This is a genomic window from Polymorphospora sp. NPDC051019, from assembly GCF_040683055.1.
Taxonomy (GTDB): domain Bacteria; phylum Actinomycetota; class Actinomycetes; order Mycobacteriales; family Micromonosporaceae; genus Polymorphospora; species Polymorphospora lycopeni.
Window position 1 is genome coordinate 67,970 of the sequence record NZ_JBFBCH010000027.1, and the last position, 22,883, is coordinate 90,852.

Sequence of the window (22,883 nt, forward strand, 5' to 3'; positions counted from 1 at the left end):
TTCCGGGCCGCTCAGCCGCCCAGGGTGGGCCGGTCGAGCTGGTCCGGGCCGCGCCCGGCGAGGCACCGGTAGCTGAGGTCGCCGGCCGCCACCGCCTCCGGCGTCGGCGGCAGCACCTCGAGCTGCCACCCGCCGAGGTTGAGCATCAGCGAGGTGGTGAGCAGGTTCGTCGTGTTGCACAGCCGGCGGACCGCCGGGTCGGCGACGATCGTGGCGTGGTCGGCCCCCGCGACGTCGGCCGGCAGGTCGCCGATCGCGTAGGTCTCCCAGGTGTGCGGGCCGGTGCACGGCACCCGGCTCGCCACCAGCCGGCCGCCCTGCGTCCGGGTGTCGCCGAAGCACTCCATCTCGCCCGGGCAGCGGGCGCCGTCGGGCAGCGGGATCAGGCAGCCGGGCAGCGCGCCGCCGAAGTTGGTCGGGCCGGTGCCGCCCGGATCGGTCGACATGCTGGCGGTCGGGTTCGGGGTCGGTGCCGCCTCCGGGCGGGTCGCCACCCACCAGGTGCCGGCGGAAACCATCACCAGCAGCACGAGTACGCCGAAGACACCGAGCACCCACGGCAGCTTGCGGCGCCGCGGCGACATGGTCGCGAGGTGGCCGCCGTGCGGGTCGCCGGGTCCGGCCGGGCGCGGCCCACCGGTCGGCGGGTGTGGCGGCGGCCCGGCGGCCTGGTGCGTACCGGGCGCCGCGAACCCGCTCTCGTACGGCCCGGCGGGCTGGTAGGTCACGCTGATCGGTGGCTTCGACGGGTTGGCGTCGGCGGGCGGACCGGACGGTGGCGCCCACGGGCTGACCGGCCCGAGCCGGGCCGGGCCGTCGGCGGCCTGGCCGGTGTCGAGCGGGAGGGCGAGGAGCACGTCCCGCAGTTGGGCGGCGGTGGGCCGGGCGTCGGGGTCGTTGGCCATGCCGGCGCGCAGCACGTCGAGCAGGGCGGCCGGCACCCCGGGCAGGTCCGGAAGGGGCTGGCTGAAGAGTTCCAGCAGGGCGATGATGCTGGGGCTCTGGTCGGTCTGCCAGCGGGGCGGCTTGCCGTGCATGATCGCGTAGATGGTGGCGCACAGCGCGTAGACGTCGGAGGAGGGCGTGGGTTCGCTGTGCCGGAACATCTCCGGTGGCGCGTACGCCGGGGTGAGCACCTCCAGGGTGAGCGAGGTGTCCCGGTATTCGGCGATGACGGCCAGCCCGAAGTCGGCCAGTGCCGGTTCGCCGAAGCGCGAGTGCAGGATGTTGGCCGGTTTGACGTCGCGGTGCAGGACGCCGAGTTCGTGTGCGTCGGCCAGCGCGTCGGCGATCTTGGCGCCGACGTCGCGCGCCTCGGCGGGGCCGAGCGGCGACGACCGCATCCGCTCGGCGTACGAGCCGTCGCAGAGTTCCATGATCAAATAGGGGTGCCGGTCGGCGGTCACCCCGGCGTCGAAGAGGTCGACCACGTGCGGGTGCGACGACATCCGGCCGGCCGCGCGGGCCTCGCGCAGGAACCGGCGCTGATCGCGGTCGCTGTCGAGGGTCCGGTTCTCGACCTTCACGGCGACCTCGCGGCCGACCGACTCCTGGACGGCGCGGTAGACCGTGGCGTAGCCCCCACGGGCAAACACCGACAGATCCGACAGACCGGGCACCACTGGCAGTGGTAGCTGGCCTGGCGGGGTACCGGTCACGGGTTAGAAGGTACCGAAGTCCGCCGCTTCCGCTCGAACCACAACGCCAGCCCGGTCGCCACCGCGCCCAGCCCCTCCCACAACGCCACCCCGAAGAAGCGGCCCGGCGCGGCCTCGGTCAGCACCAGGACCGTGAACACGGTGAAGGTCACCATCCGGAAGATGACCGTGAAAAGGAAGAACGGCCGCCACTCGGTCGCCGCGGCGAGCAGGTAGTAGACACCCATGTTGAGCGAGGCCATCGACGAGGCCGCCATGAAGGTGCGGGTGTAGTCGCCGGGCGCGCGTTCGTCGAGCACCTCGAAACCGAGCATGACCAGGAGCGCGTCCGGGTTGATCAGGCCGGTCACCCCCATCAGCACGGCGAGCAGACCGAATACGGCGATCGTCCACCCCGAGGCCGAGCGGGGGATGATATTGATGCGAGGCACGCCCTAGGGTAGCGGTGCGGCCGGCGTGGCGGAATCGTCGCGTACGCCGGAATCCGGGCCGCCGCCGAGAAGATCCCGCAGCACCTCCGCCGCCGTACGCTCGCTCACCTGCTCGGTCGAGTGGGCCAGCCGTACGGCGTCGTCGGCCGCGACCAGCGCCTCGGCCGGCAGCCCGTTCGCGTGCAGCGCCCGCGCCAGCACACCGGCCGTCAGCACCCGGCTACGGACGTCCTCGGCCGGCATCGACACCGCCCGCCGGGCCCAGTCCAGCGCCTGCACCGCCTGCCCCTCGGCCAGCAGCGCCGACGCGTAGCGGGCCACCGCCTGCGCCCGGGGGAACAGCAGCGACGGTTCCTTCGCCGTGGCGGCGAGCGGCGCGAGCAGCCCCACCGCCATCCCCGCGTCGCCGGCGGTGAGCCGGGCGGTGGCCAGCAGCACCCGCGGTCCGACCTGGGCCGGCGCCAGCGGGTTGTGCGGTTCGACCGCGGTCAGCACTCGCCGGGCGTCGCGTTCGGCCGCCTCGACGTCACCCCGGTCGAGGGCGACGAACCCGCGCAACGTGCCGGCGAACCCGGTCAGCAGCGGGTGCCCGGTCCGCTGGCCGTAACCCAGCGCGTCGGTCAACAGGTCGGCCGCGTGCTCGTGCTCGCCCAGGCTCCGGGCCACCGCACCGCGTACGACGAGGGCGAACCCCCGGCCCCAGTCGTCGGAGGCGGCGTCGAAGTCGCGGTAGGCACGCCGGGCCTCCCGGTCGGCGTCGGCCAGCTCACCCAACTCGGCGGCGGCGAACGCCTCCACCGCCCGCAGGGTGCCGACCGCCCACGCCTCGCCCACCCGCTCGCCGAACGGCAGGAAGAGCCGGGCCAGCCGGCGGGCCTCGGCCAACCGGCCGGCGAGCAGCCGGGCGAAGGCGGTCGTGCCGCGCAGCCAGGACCGGCCGACCGGGTCACCGAGCTCGGCGAAGAGGCGGGCGGCCCGGCCGAGCACCGCGTCGGTGCCGGCGAAGTCGCCCCGGGTCGTCGTCACCCAGGCCAGGTTCTGCAACGACCACGCCTGGCCGAGCCGGTCACCGGCGGCCAGGTTGACCTGGTAGGCGGCGGCGAAGCGACTGCTCGCCCGGCTGAGCCGCCCGGCGAGGAAGTCGGCCATGCCGAGCCGCCGCATCGCCTGGGCGCGTTCGGTCGGCAGCCCGGCGTCGGTCGCCACCTGGAGAGCCTCCTGCCAGATGGGCACCGCCCGGGCTTGTTCGCCCAGCGTCGCGTAGGCCCGCCCGGCGATGAGCAGCGCACCGGCCCGGCTCGCCGCGTCGTCGCCCGCGTTGGCGCCGATCTTCTCCGCGTAGGCCAGCGCGTCGGCCACCCGGCCGGTCTGGAGCAGGGCCCGGGCGTGGATCAGCCGGTCGGCCGCCGGCACCAGGTCGTCGGCGAGCGCGGCGGCCCGTTCGGCGTACGCGACCGCGGTCGCCGGCTCGCCGGCGGCGCTGGCCCGCCGGGCGGCCCGGCCCAGCGCGGCGACGCCCAGCGGCGCGACCGCCCGGGCCACCGAATCCGGCCGCAGCCCGACCGCGTCGGCCAGGCTGACCGCCCGCTCGACGTGATCGGCGATGAACGCGTCCCGCTCGGCGGCGGGCAGCCCGCCCGGTGCGACCGTCGCGCCCAGGACGGCGGATGACTCGCCGGCCGGGCGGGCGGCCCACTGGGCGAGGGCGGCATGCCGCTCGGCCAGATCCGCCTTGCCGATGCCGGCGTAGGCGGCCTCCCGCATCAACGGCGTGGTGAAGGCGTAGCCCTCCCGGACCCGGTGCAGCATCCGCCGCTGGAGTAGCTCGTCGACGGCGCGTTCCAGCTCCACCGCGATGACGGCGGTCGGCCGGCCGTCGCGCCCGCCCCGCCGTTCGCGCAGCGCCTCCAGCGTGCCGGCGGGCACCGAGTCGCCGATCACGGCGGCGTCGCGCAGCACCGAGCGGGCGTCGGGCGGCAACGCGTCGATCCGGGCGGCGAGCACCGCGGCGAGGTCGCGGGAGAGCAGCCGGCTGCCCAGCGAACCGGGTACCAGTCGCCACGTACCGGCCGAGTTGGCCCCGACCGCGGGGGTCAGCGCCCCCCGTTCCCGCAGCAGGGTGACCAGTTCGGCGAGGTAGAACGGGTTACCCTGGGCGGTCGCCAGCAGTCGGTCCGCGTCGGACTGCGGCAGCCGGCCGCCGCCGAGGTAGGCGGTCAGCAACCGGGCGGCGTCGGCACCCCGCAGCGGTGGCAGGGCGTGCACCTCGGCGTCGGCGACCCGGGTCAGTGCCCCGGCGGTGCGGACCAGTTCGGGGCGGCCGAGCAGCAGCACCAGCACCGGCCCGGCGAGCCTGGACAGGGTCACGCCGAGGGCGTCGACGGTTTCCGGGGTCGCGTCGTGCAGGTCGTCGACCACCACCAGCAGCGGTGTCTCGGCGGCGAGCGCGGTGAGCAGGTCGGCAACCGCCGTGGGTACGGCGTCGGCGTCGACCGTCGGCGTCTCCTGGGCCCAGTCGTTGGCCGGCGTCGGCGCACCGATCTCGGGCGGCATGTCGCCGTAGCCCATCAGGGCCATCAGCAGGTCGACGGCGACCGTCGGCGGCTCGCCCCGGTGCCGGGTCAGCCGCTGCCCGAGGCGGCGCAGCCGCTCCTCGACGACCGTACGGGTCACCGCGGTGGCCGCGTCGCGGGGCAGGCCGACGGTGGTGCGGACCAGGTCGGCGAGCGGGCCGAGCCGGCGCCGTTCGCCGAAGGCGGCGCAGCGCACCGACAGCACCCGGGCGCCGGTGTGGCTGGCGAAGCGCCCGGCGCCGACGTCGTAGCCGGCCGCGAAGCGTTCGACCTCGGCGGCGAACCGCGACTTGCCGATGCCGGCCTCGGCGGTCATCACCAGCACCCGCGGCTCGTCCTGGTCGATGACCTCGGCGAGCCGGCCGGCGACCCGGCCGATCTCCGCGTCGCGGCCGACGAACGGCGCCTCGTCGCCGAGCCCGGACCGGGTGCCGGGCGCGTCGAGCAGGCCGAGCAGTTCGTACGCCTCGACCGGCTCGCGTTTGCCCTTGAGCCGCAGCGGCCGCAGATGGCGCCAGGAGGCGACGTGGCGGGTGGCGGCGGAGGTGGTGGCACCGGCGTAGACCGCGCCGATCGCGGCGGCGTCGGCGAGCCGGGCGGCCGTGTTGACCGTGTCGCCGATGACGGTGTATTCGATCGCGGCCTGGATGCCGGCGACCACGTCACCGGTGTTCAGGCCGACCCGCAGCCCGAGTGGCGCGCCGCCGCCGCGCTCGTCGTCGAGGACCCGGCGGACGGCGCGCTGCATCGACAGCGCCGCGCGGACGGCCCGTTCGGCGTCGTCCTCGTGGGCGACGGGTGCGCCGAAGACGGCCATGATGCCGTCCCCGGTGAGCTTGTCGACGTGGCCGCCGAAGGTCTTGACCGCACCGGCCAGGGCGGCCAGCACCCGGTCGGTGACCGCGCCGACCCGCTCGGGGTCGAGGTCCTCCGACCAGGAGGTGAAATCGGACAGGTCGCCGAAAAGAACGGTTACCACCCGTCGTTCGGCGGCCGGCAGGGTCGCGGCGGCCGGCAGCGCGGCTCCGCAGTTGTGGCAGAACCGCGCGCCGGGCACGGCGACTGTTCCACACACCGGGCAGGTCACGGAGGGTCCAACCCACCGGAGCCCGGGCCGGATTCCCCGTTTTCCCGATCCAGGTGTGCGAGTTGGGCCCGGACCGACCATTCGGCGGCCGCCCACAGCGACCGGTCGACGTCGGCGTAGACCGTGGCGACCACCTCGGCCGGGGTGGTCGCGCCCGCGGCGACCGCCTGCCTCACCTGGTCGAGCCGGGCCCGCCGGTGGGCCAGGTAGAAACGGGCGGCGGCCGCGCAGTCGGCGAGCGCCGGGCCGTGCCCCGGCAGCGCCGGCACGTCGTCGTAGGCGGTGAGCAGTTCGAGGCTGGCGAGGTAGTCGCCGAGGTCGCCGTCGGGCCAGGCCACGATCGTGGTGCCGCGGCCGAGGATCGTGTCGCCGGTGAAGACCGCCCGCTCGCCGCCGGCGTCGACCACGAAGCAGACCGAGTCGTGGGTGTGCCCCGGCACCGCCAGCACCTCGATCCGCAGCCCGAACCGGCTGAGGTCGCCGCCCGGCTCCGGCACCTCGGCACCGATCCGGTGGGCGGGGTCGACCGCGATCACGTCGACCCCGCCGAGCAGCACGGAGAGCCGGCCGGCGCCCTCGACATGGTCGGGGTGACCGTGGGTGATCAGGATGGCCCCGACCGGCGCGTGCCCGGCGATGGCGGCGAGATGGTCCGGGTCGTCGGGCCCGGGGTCGATGACGACGGCCGGCGCGTCACGGTCGGCCCGCAGCACCCAGGTGTTGGTGCCGTCGAGCGTCATCGGCCCCGGGTTCGGCGCACGCAGCAGCGTCGCCCAGCCCGGGAGCCGGGTCGCCAGCGCCGCCGCCGGTGCTGTCACGTGCGCGGTCATGGCTGCGATCGTACGACCCGGATCTGACGATCCTGCTACGAGACCACGCTCAGGCGACCTCGACGATGACCTCGACCTCGACCGGGGCGTCCAGGGGCAGCTCGGCGACGCCGACGGCGGTGCGGGCGTGCCGCCCGGCCTCCCCGAAAACGGCCCCGAACAGCTCCGACGCCCCGTTCATCACGCCCGGCTGTCCGGTGAAGCCCGGCGCCGAGGCGACGAAGCCGGTCACCTTCACGATCCGTACGACGTTGTCCAGCCCGGCGACCGAGTCGATCGCGGCGATGGCGTTGAGCGCGCACTGCCGGGCCAGGTCCTTGGCCTCCTCGGCGCTGACGGCGGCGCCCACCTTGCCGGTGGCGAGCAGCTTCCCGTTGGCGATCGGCAACTGGCCGGAGAGGTACACGTGCTGGCCGGAACGTACCGCCGGCACGTACGCCGCCACCGGTGGCACGACCTCGGGGATCGTCAGGCCCAGCTCGGCGAGCTTCGCGTAAGGCCCGGTGCTCATGCCTTCGGCCGCTTCAGGTAGGCGACGAGCTGCTCCGGGTTGGGGCCGGGCACGACCGAGACCAATTCCCAGCCGTCCTCACCCCAGTTGTCGAGGATCTGCTTGGTGGCATGCACCAGCAACGGGACGGTGGCGTACTCCCACTTCTGCATGCCGGCACCCTAACCCGCCAGGGTGACCGGGCCGGCGCGGCCCGCCGGCTCGGGGCCGGCGCGGCGACTCAACGATACGGAGCGTGACCGGGGTCGGACGGAGGACCCGTGCCGGGCGGCGGACCGCTACCCTGACCGGGCGGACGGCACGTAGGCTGTCCCGCCACGACTTCTCGGTTCCGTCGCTTTCTCGGTTCCGTCGCTTCACAGGGGAGACGATGACCCAACCACCCAGCGGTGGCGCCACGCCGCCGTCGAACGGTCAGCCGGATCAGCCGGTCTCCCCGGGCGCGGCACCGGATCCCAACGCACCGGCGCCGCTCTGGCCGGGCATGGACGCCGGCCCGGCCGCACCGCCGCCGGCTTCCGCCCCACCGGCTCCGCCGGCTTCCGCTCCGCCGGCCACGCCCGGCGTCGGGCTGGGTAAGCCGGCCGAGCCGAGCAGCCCGCCGCCACCGCCGGCCATGCCCCCGTCGGGACCACCGCCCGGCCAGTTCGAGCCGCCGGTCTCGGCCCAACCCGGACCACCGTCGTACGGCCAGCCGACCTACGACCAGCCCGGCTACGGACAGGCGCCCGGCTACGGGCAGCAGCCGCCGTACGGGCAGCCCGCCGCGCAGTATCCGCCGCCGGGCCAGCCGGTCTCCGGGCAGCCCTATCCCGGGCAGCCGACGTCCGGTCAGCCCTATCCGGGGCAGCCGGTGTCCGGCCAGCCGATGTCGGGGCAGCCCTACCCGGGACAGCCGACGTCGGGGCAGCCGTACGCGGCGCAGTCCCCGGGTTACCCGGGCCAGCCGGTGTCCGGCCAGCCGTACGGCAACCCCGGCGAGTACGGCCAGCCCGGCTACCCGCCCGCCCCCGGCCAGCCCGGCTACCCGCCGCAGCAGCCGCCGAAGAAGCGCCGCGGTCTGTTGATCGCCTCGATCGTCCTCGTCTTCGTGCTGCTGCTCTGCGGTGGCGGCGGCCTCGGCGCCTTCTTCCTGCTGCGCAACGCGGAGGGCAGCGACGGCGCGGCCGAACCGGTCGCCGCGGTCGACAACTTCCTCAAGGCGGTCTACACCGACCGCGACGCCGACCGGGCGGCCGCGCTGGTGTGCTCGGAGGCCCGCGACGAGGCCGCGATCAGCAAGAAGGTCGAGGAGATCAGCAACTACTCGACGACGTACGCCAACCCACGCTTCGACTGGGAACCGCCGAAGGTCGACGACCAGAACGAGGAACGGGCGATCGTCTCGGTCAAGCTCACCATGCTCACCGACGACGAGAAGAGCGCCGACCAGGAACTGAGGTTCACCGTGGTGCAGAAAACCGGCTGGTGGGTCTGCGAGGTGGGGTGAGCCCCGTCGGCTGGCTACCCTCGGATCTGTGCGAGCAGGTGAGCAGTCAGCCAACGAGAACTGGCCGGCCCGACTTCACGTGGTCACGGGCAAAGGCGGCACCGGCAAGACGAGCGTGGCCGCCGCGCTGGCTCTCGCCCTCGCCGGCGGAGGACGGCGGACCCTGCTGGTCGAGGTCGAGGGCCGGCAGGGCATAGCCCAACTCTTCGACACCGCCCCGCTGCCGTACGAGGAGCGGCGGATCGCCGGTGCCGTGGGCGGGGGCGAGGTCCGCGCGCTCGCCGTCGACCCCGAGGAAGCCCTGCTCGAATACCTCGACATGTTCTACAAGCTGGGGGCCGCCGGTCGGGCGCTGCGCAAGTTCGGGGCGATCGACTTCGCCACCACGATCGCCCCGGGTCTGCGCGACGTGCTGCTCACCGGCAAGGTCAAGGAGGCCACCACCCGCACCACCGACCGCCGGCGGGTGTACGACGCCGTCGTACTCGACGCGCCGCCGACCGGACGGATCGGGCGGTTCCTGAACGTCACCACCGAGACGGCGCGGCTGGCGAAGGTCGGTCCGATCAAGACGCAGAGCGAGGGGGTGGCGGCCCTGCTGCGCTCCCCGATCACCTCGGTCCACGTCGTCACGCTGCTCGAGGAGATGCCGGTCCAGGAGACCGTCGACGCGATCGCCGAGCTGACGGCGCTCGGCATCCCGATCGGCCACGTGATCGTCAACAGCACCCGCGAGCCGCTGCTGGCCGGCGTCAAGGTCACCCAGACCGAGTTGCGCCGCGGCCTGACCGCGGCCGGCCTGTCCGCCGACCGGGCCATGGTCGCCGGCCTGCACACCGAGGCCAAGGCCCATCTCACCCGTCGTGCGATGGAAGAGTCACTTCGTGCCGAACTGGCCGAACTCGGCCGCCCGATGATCGAGCTGCCGCTGATCCCGCAGGGCATCACCCGCCCCACCCTGGACCAGCTCGCCGAGATCCTCGCCGCCCCATCCCGGAAGTAAGCCCGACACCCCGCGTGGGACGGCCACAAAAGCCCAGCCATCCTCGACAGCAACACCACGGCGAAGCAATCGGCGGACCGCCGTAGACGGTGACCAGGTCGCGAGTCGACCGAGCGCCGCCGCACCGTCTGGAGCCCGAGGACATGCGGCGGAGCCGTCATGCCCGCAGGGCGAAGACGGTGCATTCAGGCGGCGCGAAGCGGAGCGAGCCGTCCGAGCGGAGCGAGGACCAACCAACGGAGCCCAACCAAGTCACCGCAAAGTACGCTCGGTTGGTGCCCTCTGATCACCAGGTGCCACGGCTGGACGTGGATCGGATTCTCGCCGATGACGGCGTACGGATCGTGGTCTGTTGTGGCTCGGGCGGCGTGGGGAAGACGACGACCGCCGCGGCGTTGGCGTTGCGGGCGGCCGAGCGGCACGGCCGCCGTACGGTGGTGTTGACGATCGACCCGGCGCGCCGGTTGGCGCAGTCGTTGGGGTTGAGTGAACTGGACAACACGCCGCGCCAGGTGAAGGGGATCGACGCCGAGGCCAGTGGTGGCGAGTTGCACGCCATGATGCTGGACATGAAGCGCACCTTCGACGAGGTGGTGCTGGCGCACACCGATCCGGCGAAGGCGGCGGAGATCTTCGCGAACCCGTTCTACCAGGCGATGAGTTCGACGTTCGCGGGCACGCAGGAATACATGGCGATGGAGAAGCTGGGGCAGTTGCATGCCCGCGGCGAGTGGGACCTGATCGTGGTGGACACGCCGCCGTCCCGGTCCGCGCTGGATTTCCTGGACGCGCCGGCGCGGTTGTCGCGGTTCCTGGACGGCCGGATGCTGCGGATGTTGCTGGCGCCGGCCCGTGCTGGTGGCCGGAGCATGTTCAGCCTGGTGACGGCGTCGTTCGGGATGTTCTCGCGGGTGGTGCAGAAGATCCTCGGGGCGCAGTTGCTGACTGACCTGTCCGGTTTCGTCGCCGCGTTCGATTCGATGTTCGGCGGGTTCCGGCAGCGGGCCGAGCAGACGTACCGGATCCTGCAGGCACGGGAGACGGCTTTTCTGCTGGTCGCGGCGCCGGAGCCGGACGCTGTCCGGGAGGCGGCGTACTTCGCGGGCCGGCTCGGCGAGGAGCGGATGCCGCTGGCGGGGCTGGTCCTCAACCGGGTGCACCAGAGCGCGGTGGAGGGGTTGTCGGCGGCGGAGAGTCTGGCGGCGGCGGAGCGGCTGGAGGAGTTGGGCGGTCATGCGGTGACGGCCGAGGCGTTGCGGGTGCATGCGGCGTTGGTGCGGCAGACCGCCCGGGAACTCGAGGTGGCCGCGAGGTTCACGGACGCGTTTCCGGCGGTGCCGGTGGTGTCGGTCGCGGCGCAGCCCGCCGACGTGCACGACGTCGACGGGCTGCGGGTGATCGGTTCGGCTATCAGCCGGCCGTGACGAGGACCTTTTCCTTGTCGCGGAGCGCGGCTTCGAACATCTTGCGCCAACTGGCCACCTGCGGGTGACGGCGCAGCAGTGCCCGCCGTTCCCGCTCGGTCATGCCGCCCCACACGCCGAACTCGATGCGATTGTCGAGCGCGTCGGCCAGGCATTCGTAGCGCACCGGGCAGCTGCGGCAGATCCGTTTCGCCACGTTCTGCTCGGCGCCTTGTACGAACAGCGCGTCAGGGTCTCCACTCTGACACGCAGCCATGGTGGGCCAGTCTGTGATCATGCCCATGTGTCCACGTCCCCCCTTGCAGTCCCGCTACCGACCAGTGCCAATCGGCCGGCAAAACCCCCGGCCACCCGCGGCTGCCTTCCCCCAGCACCCGCGAGTGACGTGCGATACTCGCCGGACCATCATGCTCTGTAGTCAACCGATTACGCAACGTCGTCAGCCAAATCATTAATCCGGACACTCTGCCCAGTTCGGCCAGCGACCAGAAGCTGTGATACCCGCGCAAAGCCGGAAAACGCCGCGCCGGCCGGCTCTGGAGGGGAGACTCGAGAGCGAAGACGACGCACCCGGACACGCAGGGCCATGCGTCTAGCACAACGAGGCCGACGCCGTGAGGAAATGGGCGAAGTACACGGCAAGCGACCCCGTTGGTCACTCGCGTACCCTGACCCAGTGACCTGGATGCGGAAGCGTGACCACAACCTCCTGACCAACGCCGCGTCGCTGCTCATCTGTGGCCTTCTGGCGGGCGTGGTCGTCGCCGCGGCGGCGTTTCCCGCGGTGGCCCTGTCCGGTCTCGCCGCGAAGGCGGGCGCCGAGACGTTCGACAAGCTGCCGAGCGAGCTGACCGTCAAGAGCGCGCCCCAGATCAGCTACCTCTACGCATCGGACGGCAAGACACCGCTCGCCACGATGTACGACGAGAACCGGCGCGACGTACCGCTGAAGGACGTCAACGTACTCATGCAGCAGGCGATCATCGCCGCCGAGGACAAGAAGTTCTACGAGCACAACGGCGTCGACGTCAAGGGCGTGGCCCGGGCCTTCGTGGCCAACAACTCCGCCGGCGCCACCCAGCAGGGTGCCTCGACCCTGACCATGCAGTACGTCCGCCTGGCCATCGCCTACTCGGCGACCCACCCGCAGGACGTCGTGGCCGCCACCGAGGACACCAACGCCCGCAAGCTGCGCGAGATGCGCTACGCGATGCAGATCACCAAGGAGATGTCCAAGGACGAGGTGCTGGAGCGCTACCTCAACATCGCCCCGTTCGGCAACGGCGCGTACGGCGTCTTCGCCGCCAGCCAGGTCTACTTCGGCAAGCACCCCAAGGACCTGACCATTGAGGAAGCGGCGATGCTCGCCGGCATGGTCAAGGCGCCGTCCGCCTTCGACCCGACCACCGAAGGCGGCTACCCGCAGGCGGTCGCCCGGCGCGACTACGTCATCGACCAGATGGTCATCACCGGCGCCATCACCGCCCAGCAGGCCACCGAGGCCAAGGCCGTCGAACTCAAGGTCAAGGGCAAGCGGGCCCCGAACGGCTGCGTCGCCGCGAACAAGGCCACCTGGGGCTTCTTCTGCGACTACTTCTACCGCTGGTGGATGGATCAGGAGACCTTCGGCGCCACCAGCTACGACCGGGAGCGCCGGCTCAAGAGCGGTGGCTACAGCATCGTCACCTCGCTCGACGTCGCCACCCAGGACGCCGCCAACAAGAACATTGAAAAGCGGATCAAGAACGACAACAAGAACGCGCTGATGGTCGCGGCCGTCGAGCCCGGCACCGGCCGGGTACGCGCCCTCGCCGTCAACCGGGTCTTCAAGCTCGACGACCCCAACAACCCGCAGAACAAGATGTCCAGCAACCCGGCCAAGGCCCGGCAGGGCATCCGGGGCACCTACCCCAACACCACCAACCCGCTGATGACCGGTGGCAACGACATCACGGGCTACCAGGCCGGATCGACGTTCAAGATGTTCACCCTGGTCGCGGCGCTGGAGAAGGGCTACCCGCTGGCCACGTCGATCAACGCCACCTCTCCGCTCCAGACCAGCTACATCGTCGAGCGGGGCAGCGACGCCGCCTGTCCCGGCACCAACAAGTACTGCCCGGTCAACGCCAACCCGTCCTGGATGAACGGCGTCCGGAACATGTGGAGCGGTATGGGCCGCTCGGTCAACACCTACTTCGTCAAGCTCCAGGACATGGTCGGTGCCGACAACGTCGTCAACGCCGCCAAGCGTGCCGGCATCCAGTTCCGCGCCGCCGAGGACGCCCGGATCGCCAACAACCCGCAGGGTGCCAAGCAGTGGGGCGCCTTCACCCTCGGCGTCTCGTCGACCACCCCGCTCGACCTGGCCAACGCCTACGCCACCCTCGCCGCGGACGGCAAGTACTGCGAGCCGATCCCGGTCCAGGAAATCCGTGACCAGGATGGCAACAAGCTCGACGTCGCCAACCCACGCTGCAAGGACGAGTTCAAGCCCGAGGTGGCCCGCGCCGCGATCGACGCCGGCCGCTGCCCGGTCGGCGACGGCTCGTCCACCAGCCGCTGCGACGGCGGCACCGCGACCGGCATCCGCGGCGTGGTGAAGAAGCCGGTGTCCGGCAAGACCGGCACCACCGACAGCGAGAAGACCGCCTCGCTGGTCGTCACCACCAAGCAGCTCGCCGTCGCCGGCATCCTCGCCGACCCCGACTGGGCGCAGACCACGGCCCGGATGAGCCACGACATCGTCAACCCGGCCGTCTACGAGACGCTGCGGGACGGCATGAAAAACAAGGAGACCAAGCAGTTCACGCCGCCGAGCGGCAAGCTCGTCAACGGTGAACAGCGCAGCATCCCGGTCGTCAGATGCCAGGACGTGGACACCGCCCGGTCCCGGCTGCGCGCCGCCGGCTTCGACGTCTCCGTCGACTCGGGCCGCGTCGACTCCAGCTGCCCGGCCGGCACCGTCGCCGGCACCAGCCCCGACGGCCGGACCATCCGGGGCGGTGCGGTCTCCATCCAGGTCAGCAACGGCCGTAGCGGTGGCAGCCAGAGCCCGTCACCGGGTGCGGACGACTGACGACGCCGTACGCGACAAGAGGGCGGGCACCCCGACGGGTGCCCGCCCTCGCGGGTTTTCGGACCTGTACGGCGCTCAGAGGCCGAGTTGCCGGCGTACCTCGGCGGCGACCCGGCCACCCTCGGCCCGGCCGGCCACCGCGGCCTGGGCCGCCTTCATCGCCGGGCCCATCTGGGCCTTGCCGGTGAACCCACCGGCGGACAGCGCGCCGGCGACCAGCTCCGCCAGTTCCTCGTCCCCGAGCTGCTTCGGCAGGTAGCGCTCGAGCACCTCGCCCTCGGCCGTCTCCTTCGCCGCCTGGTCGCCCCGGCCGGCGTCGGCGAACGCCGTGGCCGCCTCACGCCGCTTCTTCGCCTCCCGGGTCAGCACCGCGAGCACCTCGTCGTCGGACAGATCGCGCTTGGCCTTCCCGGCGACCTCGGCGTTGCCGATCGCCGCCAGCGCCATCCGCAGCGTCGACGTGGTCAGCTCGTCACGCGCCTTCAGGGCCGCGCGCATGTCCGTCGTGAGAGTGTCCTTCAACGTGCTCATGGCTGGTGAAACTACCCTGAACGCCATGCGAAAGCGCACTGTTATGCGGCTGGCCGCCGCCACCGCCGCCGTCGGCGCCGGCACCCTGGCGTACGCGTCCCTCGTCGAACGCAACATGTTCACCCTGCGCCGGTTCGACGTACCGGTTCTCGCCCCCGACGCGGAGCCGCTGCGCATCCTGCACCTGTCGGACATGCACATGACCCCCGACCAACGCCGCAAGCAGGCATGGGTGGCGTCGCTGGCCGCCACCGACCCCGACCTCGTCGTGGTCACCGGCGACAACCTGGCCCACCCCGACGCCGTGCCCGGCGCGCTGCGCGCCCTCCAGCCGCTGCTCGACTTCCCGGGCGCGTTCGTCTTCGGCTCCAACGACTACCGCGGGCCGGTGTGGAAGAACCCGTTGAGCTACCTGCTGCCCGAACGCGAGTACGTCCAGGGCGTCGACCTGCCGTACGAGGACCTGCGTGAGGTGCTGCTCGGCGCCGGCTGGGCCGACCTGAACAACGCACGCACCAGCACCAAGATCGGCGGTCGGGTGGTGGAACTCGCCGGCGTCGACGACCCGCACATCGGCCGCGACGACTGGGACCAGGTCGCCGGCCCGGTCCCAGAGCAGGCCGACCTGTCCGTGGCGCTGACCCACTCCCCCGAGCCCCGGATCCTCGACCGGATGGCCGCGGACGGCTTCGACCTGCTGCTCGCCGGCCACACGCACGGCGGGCAGGTGTGCGTGCCGTTCGTCGGCGCCCTGGTCACCAACTGCGAACTGCCCACCTCGATGGCCAAGGGCCTGCACCGCTGGCCCGGCTCCGACTCGTGGCTGCACGTGTCGGCCGGCATCGGCACCCACCCGACGGCGCCGGTCCGGTTCGCCTGCCGCCCGGAGGCCTCGCTGCTGACGCTGATCCCCCGCTGACGCGCGTCCCCCTGCCGGTTCGGCACGGCAGGGGGATCCAAGTTTGCCCCTCGGCGGCGGTGGGCTACTATTTGTCGGCACGCCTCGGGGTGTGGCGCAGTTTGGTAGCGCGCTTCGTTCGGGACGAAGAGGTCGTCGGTTCAAATCCGGCCACCCCGACCAGGTGAGAGGGCACATCCTATCGACGGATGTGCCCTCTGTTGCTTCCTGGGTTACCAACTGGGTGACTATGGCTCTGGCGTCGCCGCGAAGATGCGATCCATGACCGCCGCCCCCTGGAGCAGGACCGGGCGAAGCTGGTGTCGGTAGACCATCTCCGTGACCGTCGTCCCCGAATGTCCGCACAGGTCCGCGATGTCTTCCAGGCTTACGCCGCTGTCGGAGAGCAACGACACGAAGCTGTGCCGTAGTTCACGGGGTGTCCAGGCTGCCGGGTCGAGGCCGGCCAGGGTGACGACTCGGCGGAAGGCCCGGCGGACATTGGCCGCGTCGAGGGCAGTGCCGACAGTGCTGGCGAAGACCAGGTCGAGCGCGTGCCAGTCCTTGCCGGCAGTCCGGCGCTCTTGGTTTTGGCGTTGGCGGTGAAGTTCGAGCGCGGAGACGCACCGGGCCGGAAGGGCGAGCGTCCGCCGCGACTTGCGGGTCTTGGTGTCGCCACCGTCGCGGTCAGAGCGCCATACCTGCATGGCGGGCGGCAGCGGCGGGTCAAGGTCGGGCCGGCCGTCGAGGTCGACATGATCCCAGCGCAGGGCGCGCAGTTCCTCGGTACGCGCACCCGTCAGAAGCGACAGCACGACGTAGGCGTGCAGACGGGTTCCCTCAGCGGCGTTAAGAAGCGCCTTGGCCTGATCGAGAGTCAGTGACTTGGAGGGGCGTCCCTCTTGGCCGCGCGGGACGGTGCACAGCGCGACGACGTTGCGCTTGACCTTGTCTCGGGCCATGGCTCGATTGATCGAGCGGTTGAGGCACCCGTAGAGGTCACGAAGGGTGCGGGTGCTCAGGGATTTGGCCTTGTCGGCTAGCCAGCGGTCGATATCCAGGGCACGGAGGTCCCGCAGCTTGCGGGCGCCGATGGCCGGGATGATGTGGGTACGGCACAAGATCTCGCATTTGGTCTTGGTGCGATCTGATCGGCCGTTGAGTCCGTAGGTCAACCAGTCGGTGACGGCTTCGGTGATGGTGTAGTGCTGCTCAGCGATGACGAGCCCGTCTTCGTACTCGCGGATCTTTTCGCGGAGTTTGGTGTGGGCTTCGGTTTTGGTTTTGCCGCTGGCTTTGCGGACGATGCGTTTGCCGGCCGGGGTGTAGCCGACGGTGACCGAGGCGATCCAGCGTTGCCGGGCTTCGTCCCAGTGCAGTCCGCCGTCGCCACGGCTTCGGCGTTTGGTCATGCGGCGACTCCTCTCATGCTCTCCTGTTCCAGGAGGGTGACGTACTCGACGATGGCCGAGTGTGGGACCAGGCGGGTGCGGCCTTCCTTGACGGTGCGCAGCCGGCCGGAGCGGATGAGTTCGTAGATGACGGAGCGGCTGAGGCTGAGTAGCCGCATGGCTTCGGGGATGCGGTAGAGCGCTTTGGGGGCGGGTTCGGTCAACAGGGTTGCCTTTCTGTCGGGTGTGGACCGGTGGAGGTCACGCGGCGTGCGGTAGGTCGGCGGCGGTCTGGCTGGCTTCGTGGGCGAGTTCTTCGCGGGCGGTGTGTTGTCGGTCGCGGGCGAGGGCGGCGGCGGTGTTGGCGAGGAGGGCGTCTCCGGTGGTGTGCCAGCCGGCGCCGGTGAAGGTGAGGACGCCGACGACGACGGTGTCGGACTCGTCGACGGCGGGCCGGTGCTGCTCGTCGGCTTGGTCCTCGTGGCGGCGGTAGGTGATGCGGGTGTCGCGCAGGAGTTGGAAGGTGACGGAGTAGCGGCGGGCTTTGGTGAGGAAGTGGCCGCCGTAGCCGAGCATGTGAGCCCACCTGCGCAGCCGGGTGTACGGGTTGGCGCTGGTCGGGTTCGTCGGTTTGGTGTCAAGGGCGGCTTGACGTTCGGCGACGCAGACGGGGCAGGCCCGGTAGCGGGTCCGGGTGCCGCAGTCCGGGCAGTTCCACGGCTGTCCGAAGCCGGGTTCCGGCCGGGGGTCGCGGGGTCGACTCGACAGCGGGGCCGGGGTGCCGGTGGGTCGGCCGAGTCGCCAGCAGGCGTCGATGAGGCGGGCGGTGTGGTCGCCGTCGGGATCGGCGTGGTCCGCGATGGTGTCGGCGTCGAGGCGGGTCGATCGGTGGCCGGTCGCTTCGGTGCTCTTGGTCGCGTACTTGGCGAGGTAGCCGGCCGCCATGCCGTCGGTGACCTCGCCACCGTTGAGGCTGATCGGGCGTACGTCGAGCTGTTCGCCCCACACGATGTGCCAGCCTTCGGGTTGGTCGGGGTGGGTCGGGGTGGTGTAGGTGGCGCGTTGGGCGGCGAGGGTGACGGCTTGGACGACGTCGTCGACGGTGATGACCGGCGGGGGTGGGACGATGGCGGTCGGGTCGGTCGGGTCGACGCCGTCGGCGCGGATCAGGGTGTGGAAGTGCACTGCGGCGCGTGCCTGAAACTCCGCGGCTTTGCCGTGGGAGAGGCGGACGGGTGGGACGCGTCGGGTTTTGCCGCTGGCGGTGGTGACCAGGACGTCGGGGATGCCGTGTCGGCGGGCGATCTGGTTGAGGTGGCGTTCGGCGATGGGTTTGGTGCGGCGCCAGAGTTCGCCGGTGAAGGCGTTCCAGACGGCCTGGTGGTCGTGGTCGTAGCAGTCCAGGCACAACGGCCGGGACAGGTTGGCGTCGTCGGGTTCGTGGCGTGCCCAGCAGACGGCGGGACGACCGTGGCGGCACAGGCCGGTGTCGCGGCGGGGGTGGCACGGGTCCGGGCGGCAGTCGCAACGCTTCCGGTTGGTGCAGGTGTGGACGCGGACGGTGCGGGTGTGGACGGTGCCGAACGACGGGGCGGTGAAGGTGGCGAACACCGCCGGATGACGGCTGACGGTGTCGGGGACGCCTTTGCCGCCGACGAGGCCGGCGCGCAGGAGCTGGTAGGCGTCGGCCTGGTAGACGCCCGCGCAGGCCGGGCAGACGGTCGCACGCCTGTTGCCGCACGCCTTGTAGATCGCGGCGTCGGGAAGGTGGTCGGTGTGCCGCTCGTCGATCAGCCGACCGGTGGCCGTTTCGATGGTGAACAGGTGGCCGGTCAGGCGGATGGGGCGGGTGCAGCCGGCGGCGGCGCGGACGTGGTCGAGCCAGCGGAAGTAGTCGGGTTGTCCGGCGCGTAGGAGGGCGGAGCCGGCGGCGGTGTAGTCGGCGGGTGGGGTGTCAGCGTTCGAGCCCACCCCCCGGGCCGAGGAGGCGCGGGGGGTGAGGTCCAGCGTCGACACCATCAGGCGACGTCCTGGGTGGGACGGGTGCCGGTGGTGATGTCGGTGATGGTGCGTTCGGTGACGATGACCCGGCAGGCGCCACACTGGCGCTTTTCCGGTTCGTGCCGGTGGCACGGGATCAGTGCGGTCTGTGTGCCGCAGCGGACGGTGACCGGTGCCAGGCAGGGACCGCCAGGGATGACAGCGACGACGGTGCGTCGGATGTCGTAGGGGTGCGGCTCCGGGTGGGCCGGGCAGGTGTGCAGCACCCGTTCCAGGTCGACGAGGTGGATGGTCATCGGGGACCGCCGTTGAGGGCGGGGGTGTTGACGGTGTCGAGGAGGTGTCCGGCGACGGCCGGGGTGACGCTCATGCGTACGGCGAGTTCGTCGGCGGTGATGGGGCGTCCGGTGGTCTGTTCGTGGTTGACCACGACGAACCGGGCGGTGGGTACCAGGTGCGGCGGAACGGTGACGGGTTCCGTCGTGGGGGTGATGGCCGGCAGTACGGCCGGCGGCTCGTCGACGGGTGGTGCCGGGTCGGCGGGCTCGTCGATGACGGGCGGTGTCGGGGTGGGGGTCGGCGTGGTGTCGACGGCCGGCGTGGTGGCCGGGGTGTCGACGGTCGGGGTGTCGGTGGTGTCCTGGGGGTTGGTGGCCGGGGTGGTGGACAGGACGAGTTTGGCCAGGGCCATGAACGCCAGGGCGGGTACGGCGGACAGTAGCCAGCCGGACGGTCCGGGTTTGGCGACCGCGAGTTGTGCGGCGAGGGAGAGGCCGGCGGCGGCGATGAGCAGGAACATGGGGTAGCCGATGGGCTGGCCGGTGCGGCGGCGTCGGCGGATGGTGAGCAGCGCGGCGATGGGGACGAGTTCGCTGATGACCGCGTTGGCCCAGCCGAACCATTCGCCGGTGCCGGCGGGGCTGTTGTCGAGGGTCCAGTCCTTGACGTGGGTGAAGGAGGCGGCGCCGGCGAATCCGGCGACGGTGAGCAGGATGAGGACCAGGACCAGGCCCTCGGCGCGGTGGGTTCTAGTGTTCGACATCGCAGGTCGCCTCCTTCGTGGTGTCGCGGGGGATGAGGTCGATGACGCCGAGGCAGTGGGCGCACAGGACGGGGGCGAGGCCGAGGCGGGCGAGCCGGTCGGTGAGGCAGTGCAGGCAGGTGTATTCGGCGGGGAAGAGTCCTTCGCCTTCGCACAGGTCGCAGACGATGAGGCAGACGGGGCAGGGGCGGTAGACCTCGTTGAGGACGCCGTGGATGCCGGCGGGGGTGTTGCCGTCGATGCACCACAGGCAGGGGTCGGCAAGGTGGAAGGACATGTCAGCTCCCGATGCAGTCGAGGCATTCGCCGTAGCGGCGGGGGATGTAGTAGGGCTTGACCTGGTTGCAGGTGGTGCAGGTACGGCGGGCCAGCAGCGCCCGACCGATCGCCACGCGCTGTGCGGGGGTGGCGGTGCGCTTCGGCTTGGCCAGGTCGATTCGGTAGAGGTAGGCGACGCGGCGGCCGGAACGGTGGCGCCAGTAGATCTGGGCGACCGGGTCGTGTCCGCCGGGACGAAGGCCGGCGGCCCGCAGTTGGCGGATGGTCGCCAGGCCGTCGGGTGCTCCCCGGTAGGGGAAGGTCGGGAAGCCGTAGCGGGTGCCGTGCGGGTCGTGGAACTCGACCGGGATCGCGACGCGGTCGAGGGGGAAGTCGGTCATGGGGTGCCGCCCCAGCGTTGCTGGGCGGCCTGGCGGGAGATGCCGAGGCGGGTGCCGATCTCGGCCCAGGAGTAGCCGAAGGCGCGAAGCCCGATGACGGCCTGTCCGATGGCGTTGTCGAGGGTTTCGGAGAGGGCGACGAGGTCGCGGAGGGCTTCGACGTCTCCGGTGGCGACGCGGCGGCCGTGGGCGGCGATGATGCGTCGGGTGAAGGCGGCGAATTCGTCGTTCTCGACGACGGTCCGGCGGCGGGGTGCGGGCCGGACAGGTGTCAAGTGGTTGTTGACGCCGTTCATGCGTTCCCACCGCCAATGCCGTAGCGGTGGTCCCAGAGGTTGGCGGCGTCGCGGAGGGCGGTGACGACCTCGGCGGCGGTGCGGTCGCCGTCGTCGTTCCAGTCGCTGATGACCTCGAAGTTGAGGTCGGCTTCGAGGTCGGTGGTGTGGTCGTAGTCGGGTTCGAGGTGGTTGGCCAGGATCGCCTGTGCGGCCAGGACCTGGGTGAAGACGTCGTCGAGGATGATGCCGGCGGCGGTGCCGGTGGCGGCGATGCGCAGGGCGCCCATGGCGCAGGCCGGGGCGAGCCGGTGGCGGGTCGGGAGTTGGAAGAACGCGCCCTGGTTCCAGCCGTGGCGTTCGATGTAGAGGGCGGCACCGCGCAGCAGGTCGGCCGGGGTGGTGTCCCCGGTGGTGGGCGGTTGGTGGGTAGCCTTCACGGCAACCACGTCCTTTCACGGGTTGTGGAGTGGTCGGCAGGACCGGCGTTGCTGGCAGGCGTTGTCCGGTCCTGTCGGCCGTCTACTTCGGTGCGGTCCGCAGCCGCAGGTAGCGGCGAAAGCGCGGGTCTTCGCGGGACACCCGTTCGGGTGCGGAGGCGTATACGAGCAGCCCGGAGGCGGATGCCTGGTGGACGATCGCGCTGACGTCCTCGGGCGTGCCGATGATCCACAGTTCGGTGAACTGGGCGGCCCGTGCGTTGTCGGCTTTGGCGCGGGCGCGTTCTCTGGTGTTCATCCGGCGACCTCCCAATCAAGCCGGGACGAGGTGGTGGGGCGGCGGACCCAGGCGGCGTAGTCCGCGATCGCCTGAATCTGGGTGTCGGACAGGTAGGCGACCTTGATCCGGCGAGGCGTGCCGCCTTCGGCGATTAGGTACGCGGCGCCCTGGTTCGTGGGCGCGATGTCGGTGGCGGTGTAGCCCTGTTCGGCCCAGCCGTGGCCGAGGACGATGTTCGAGGTGTTCGGGGTGGTGCACCGGAACGCGGCCCGGTAACCGAACAGATCCCGCAGGCTGGTCGGGATGATGTCGAAGCTCGGCCGCTGAGTCGCGGCGACGACGGGAATGCCGGCGGCACGACCCCGAGCGACCAGGTCACGCAGCAGCGCGACGAACTCTTCCTGTTCGGGCTTGCTGCCCACGGTCGCGGAGTAGAACGCGATCTCGTCGATGATCGCGGTGATGACCGACATGCCGTCACCGGGCGCGATCTTGCGTCGGCCGTGTGCGCGCAGCCACGCGTACCGGTTGTTCATCACCGTCTGAAGACGGCGCAGGACGGTCAGGGCGTGGGTGATGTCCGGGCCGACGAATTCGTCGGCGACGTCGGCCCACAGGCCAAGCTCGACGAGTTTGCCGTCGAGCAGGACGAGGCGGGTGTCGACGGACAGGGCGGCGTGGGCTGCGATGGCGTTGAGCAGGCCGGACTTTCCGCCGCCGGGTTCACCGCCGGCGAGCAGGTTGCGGTAGACGAGGTTGAGGTAGACGGGTTCACCGAACTCGTCGATGCCCAGATAGATTGGGTCGTACATCGACAGCGACGGGCCGACCGGCACGACAGCCGGTGTGTTGATGGTCATGATGTGTGCTCCCTTGGTGAAGCAGTAGGAGGGGACGCGGCACCTCGCGGAAATCCGCGCCCCCGAGCGGAATGGCTGTCAGTCGAACGGCTGACAGGTGTGCTCGCGCTGCGAGCCGTGGCAGCCGCAGGCGAGGTAGCCGCCGATGTCCAGCAGCGGAACCTCAAGATCGGCGCCGGTGTGGCCGTTGACGTCGGCGTCGTCCGGGTCCTGTCCCGGAACGGGAAGGTCGGTGATGTTCTCGGACATCAGGTGCTCCTCCTTCGCGGGGTCAGATCCAGTCGGACAGGTCGTCGGCTTCACCCGAGGCGGGAGCCGGCTTCTTGCCATTCGCGGACGCGGCGGCGGCTGGCTTGGCCGGCTTCTGCGTCGGGAGGGTGATCGGTTCGGCTGCCACGTCGGGCAGATCCAGACCGACCGGCAC

25 protein-coding genes and 1 tRNA gene are annotated in these 22,883 nt (G+C 71.5%); 6 read left to right on the forward strand and 20 right to left on the reverse strand.

Going from position 1 to position 22,883, the window contains the following annotated elements; all coding sequences use genetic code 11:
• Positions 1 to 11: 11 nt before the first annotated feature.
• The 6 genes from AB0M79_RS32055 to AB0M79_RS32080 are packed head-to-tail and all read right to left on the reverse strand — an operon-like array spanning position 12 to position 7,242.
• Entirely contained in the window at positions 12 to 1,658 is a 1,647-nt protein-coding gene (locus AB0M79_RS32055) for a protein kinase (protein ID WP_364221103.1), read from the reverse strand.
• On the reverse strand, positions 1,655 to 2,080 hold the full coding sequence (locus tag AB0M79_RS32060) for a hypothetical protein (RefSeq protein WP_364221181.1): 426 nt from the start codon (positions 2,078 to 2,080) through the stop codon (positions 1,655 to 1,657). Before AB0M79_RS32060 ends, AB0M79_RS32055 begins: the two co-directional genes overlap by 4 nt.
• A gap of 12 nt (positions 2,081 to 2,092) precedes the next feature.
• A complete protein-coding gene (locus AB0M79_RS32065; RefSeq protein ID WP_364221106.1) occupies positions 2,093 to 5,749 on the reverse strand; it encodes an adenylate/guanylate cyclase domain-containing protein in 3,657 nt (1,218 codons plus the stop codon).
• Positions 5,746 to 6,579 (reverse strand): MBL fold metallo-hydrolase, encoded by an 834-nt coding sequence (locus AB0M79_RS32070; RefSeq protein ID WP_364221109.1) that lies wholly within the window; start codon positions 6,577 to 6,579, stop codon positions 5,746 to 5,748. The genes AB0M79_RS32065 and AB0M79_RS32070 overlap by 4 nt, the downstream gene beginning before the upstream one ends.
• A 49-nt stretch (positions 6,580 to 6,628) precedes the next feature.
• Complete coding sequence (locus tag AB0M79_RS32075; RefSeq protein WP_357538672.1) at positions 6,629 to 7,090, reverse strand: RidA family protein; 462 nt, start codon at positions 7,088 to 7,090, stop codon at positions 6,629 to 6,631.
• Positions 7,087 to 7,242: a DUF4177 domain-containing protein gene (locus tag AB0M79_RS32080; protein ID WP_013736319.1), complete on the reverse strand. Its 156-nt coding sequence runs from the start codon at positions 7,240 to 7,242 to the stop codon at positions 7,087 to 7,089. Before AB0M79_RS32080 ends, AB0M79_RS32075 begins: the two co-directional genes overlap by 4 nt.
• A 218-nt stretch (positions 7,243 to 7,460) precedes the next feature.
• Here AB0M79_RS32080 and AB0M79_RS32085 point away from each other — a divergent pair, with 218 nt between their 5' ends.
• The 3 genes from AB0M79_RS32085 (at position 7,461) to AB0M79_RS32095 (ending at position 11,006) form a co-directional block, all read left to right on the forward strand.
• Positions 7,461 to 8,579 carry a hypothetical protein gene (locus tag AB0M79_RS32085; protein ID WP_364221114.1) on the forward strand — a complete coding sequence of 373 codons (1,119 nt, stop codon included), beginning with the start codon at positions 7,461 to 7,463 and terminating at the stop codon, positions 8,577 to 8,579.
• Positions 8,580 to 8,607: 28 nt separating this feature from the next.
• Positions 8,608 to 9,582 (forward strand): ArsA-related P-loop ATPase, encoded by a 975-nt coding sequence (locus tag AB0M79_RS32090; RefSeq protein WP_364221117.1) that lies wholly within the window; start codon positions 8,608 to 8,610, stop codon positions 9,580 to 9,582.
• Positions 9,583 to 9,854: 272 nt separating this feature from the next.
• Complete coding sequence (locus AB0M79_RS32095) at positions 9,855 to 11,006, forward strand: ArsA-related P-loop ATPase (protein WP_364221120.1); 1,152 nt, start codon at positions 9,855 to 9,857, stop codon at positions 11,004 to 11,006.
• Here AB0M79_RS32095 and AB0M79_RS32100 read toward each other — a convergent pair.
• On the reverse strand, positions 10,993 to 11,289 hold the full coding sequence (locus tag AB0M79_RS32100) for a WhiB family transcriptional regulator (protein WP_212825692.1): 297 nt from the start codon (positions 11,287 to 11,289) through the stop codon (positions 10,993 to 10,995). The two genes, AB0M79_RS32095 and AB0M79_RS32100, sit on opposite strands and share 14 nt — an antisense overlap.
• Before the next feature lie 402 nt (positions 11,290 to 11,691).
• On the opposite strand from AB0M79_RS32100, the gene AB0M79_RS32105 reads away from it, so the two are divergent.
• Entirely contained in the window at positions 11,692 to 14,082 is a 2,391-nt protein-coding gene (locus tag AB0M79_RS32105) for a transglycosylase domain-containing protein (RefSeq protein ID WP_364221184.1), read from the forward strand.
• Between the two features lie 75 nt (positions 14,083 to 14,157).
• Here AB0M79_RS32105 and AB0M79_RS32110 read toward each other — a convergent pair whose 3' ends face one another.
• Positions 14,158 to 14,613, reverse strand: a complete 456-nt coding sequence (locus AB0M79_RS32110) for a GatB/YqeY domain-containing protein (protein ID WP_357538676.1) — start codon at positions 14,611 to 14,613, stop codon at positions 14,158 to 14,160.
• 25 nt (positions 14,614 to 14,638) lie between these two features.
• On the opposite strand from AB0M79_RS32110, the gene AB0M79_RS32115 reads away from it, so the two are divergent.
• Both AB0M79_RS32115 and AB0M79_RS32120 read left to right on the forward strand, forming a co-directional pair.
• Positions 14,639 to 15,532 (forward strand): metallophosphoesterase, encoded by an 894-nt coding sequence (locus tag AB0M79_RS32115; RefSeq protein WP_364221124.1) that lies wholly within the window; start codon positions 14,639 to 14,641, stop codon positions 15,530 to 15,532.
• Between the two features lie 85 nt (positions 15,533 to 15,617).
• Positions 15,618 to 15,694, forward strand: a tRNA-Pro gene (locus AB0M79_RS32120).
• Between the two features lie 65 nt (positions 15,695 to 15,759).
• On the opposite strand, the gene AB0M79_RS32125 is transcribed toward AB0M79_RS32120, so the two are convergent.
• From AB0M79_RS32125 to AB0M79_RS32180, 12 genes are all read right to left on the reverse strand, one after another.
• Positions 15,760 to 16,923: a site-specific integrase gene (locus AB0M79_RS32125; RefSeq protein ID WP_364221127.1), complete on the reverse strand. Its 1,164-nt coding sequence runs from the start codon at positions 16,921 to 16,923 to the stop codon at positions 15,760 to 15,762.
• A complete protein-coding gene (locus tag AB0M79_RS32130) occupies positions 16,920 to 17,126 on the reverse strand; it encodes a helix-turn-helix domain-containing protein (protein ID WP_364221130.1) in 207 nt (68 codons plus the stop codon). Before AB0M79_RS32130 ends, AB0M79_RS32125 begins: the two co-directional genes overlap by 4 nt.
• Before the next feature lie 37 nt (positions 17,127 to 17,163).
• Positions 17,164 to 18,921, reverse strand: a complete 1,758-nt coding sequence (locus tag AB0M79_RS32135) for a replication initiator (protein WP_364221133.1) — start codon at positions 18,919 to 18,921, stop codon at positions 17,164 to 17,166.
• The gene (locus AB0M79_RS32140; RefSeq protein ID WP_364221136.1) at positions 18,921 to 19,199 is read right to left on the reverse strand and encodes a hypothetical protein; all 279 of its coding nucleotides are present in this window, start codon (positions 19,197 to 19,199) and stop codon (positions 18,921 to 18,923) included. The genes AB0M79_RS32135 and AB0M79_RS32140 overlap by 1 nt, the downstream gene beginning before the upstream one ends.
• Positions 19,196 to 19,945, reverse strand: a complete 750-nt coding sequence (locus AB0M79_RS32145; RefSeq protein ID WP_364221139.1) for a hypothetical protein — start codon at positions 19,943 to 19,945, stop codon at positions 19,196 to 19,198. Before AB0M79_RS32145 ends, AB0M79_RS32140 begins: the two co-directional genes overlap by 4 nt.
• Positions 19,932 to 20,222: a hypothetical protein gene (locus tag AB0M79_RS32150; protein ID WP_364221142.1), complete on the reverse strand. Its 291-nt coding sequence runs from the start codon at positions 20,220 to 20,222 to the stop codon at positions 19,932 to 19,934. Before AB0M79_RS32150 ends, AB0M79_RS32145 begins: the two co-directional genes overlap by 14 nt.
• Position 20,223: 1 nt before the next feature.
• Positions 20,224 to 20,604 carry an RRQRL motif-containing zinc-binding protein gene (locus AB0M79_RS32155; RefSeq protein WP_364221145.1) on the reverse strand — a complete coding sequence of 127 codons (381 nt, stop codon included), beginning with the start codon at positions 20,602 to 20,604 and terminating at the stop codon, positions 20,224 to 20,226.
• Positions 20,601 to 20,900, reverse strand: coding sequence for a hypothetical protein (locus AB0M79_RS32160; protein WP_364221148.1), 300 nt, complete (start codon positions 20,898 to 20,900; stop codon positions 20,601 to 20,603). Before AB0M79_RS32160 ends, AB0M79_RS32155 begins: the two co-directional genes overlap by 4 nt.
• Positions 20,897 to 21,319 (reverse strand): DUF6197 family protein, encoded by a 423-nt coding sequence (locus AB0M79_RS32165; protein ID WP_364221151.1) that lies wholly within the window; start codon positions 21,317 to 21,319, stop codon positions 20,897 to 20,899. Before AB0M79_RS32165 ends, AB0M79_RS32160 begins: the two co-directional genes overlap by 4 nt.
• Before the next feature lie 82 nt (positions 21,320 to 21,401).
• A complete protein-coding gene (locus tag AB0M79_RS32170; RefSeq protein ID WP_364221154.1) occupies positions 21,402 to 21,617 on the reverse strand; it encodes a hypothetical protein in 216 nt (71 codons plus the stop codon).
• Complete coding sequence (locus tag AB0M79_RS32175) at positions 21,614 to 22,459, reverse strand: FtsK/SpoIIIE domain-containing protein (protein ID WP_364221157.1); 846 nt, start codon at positions 22,457 to 22,459, stop codon at positions 21,614 to 21,616. Before AB0M79_RS32175 ends, AB0M79_RS32170 begins: the two co-directional genes overlap by 4 nt.
• Before the next feature lie 78 nt (positions 22,460 to 22,537).
• Complete coding sequence (locus AB0M79_RS32180) at positions 22,538 to 22,708, reverse strand: hypothetical protein (protein WP_364221159.1); 171 nt, start codon at positions 22,706 to 22,708, stop codon at positions 22,538 to 22,540.
• Between the last annotated feature and the right edge of the window lie 175 nt (positions 22,709 to 22,883).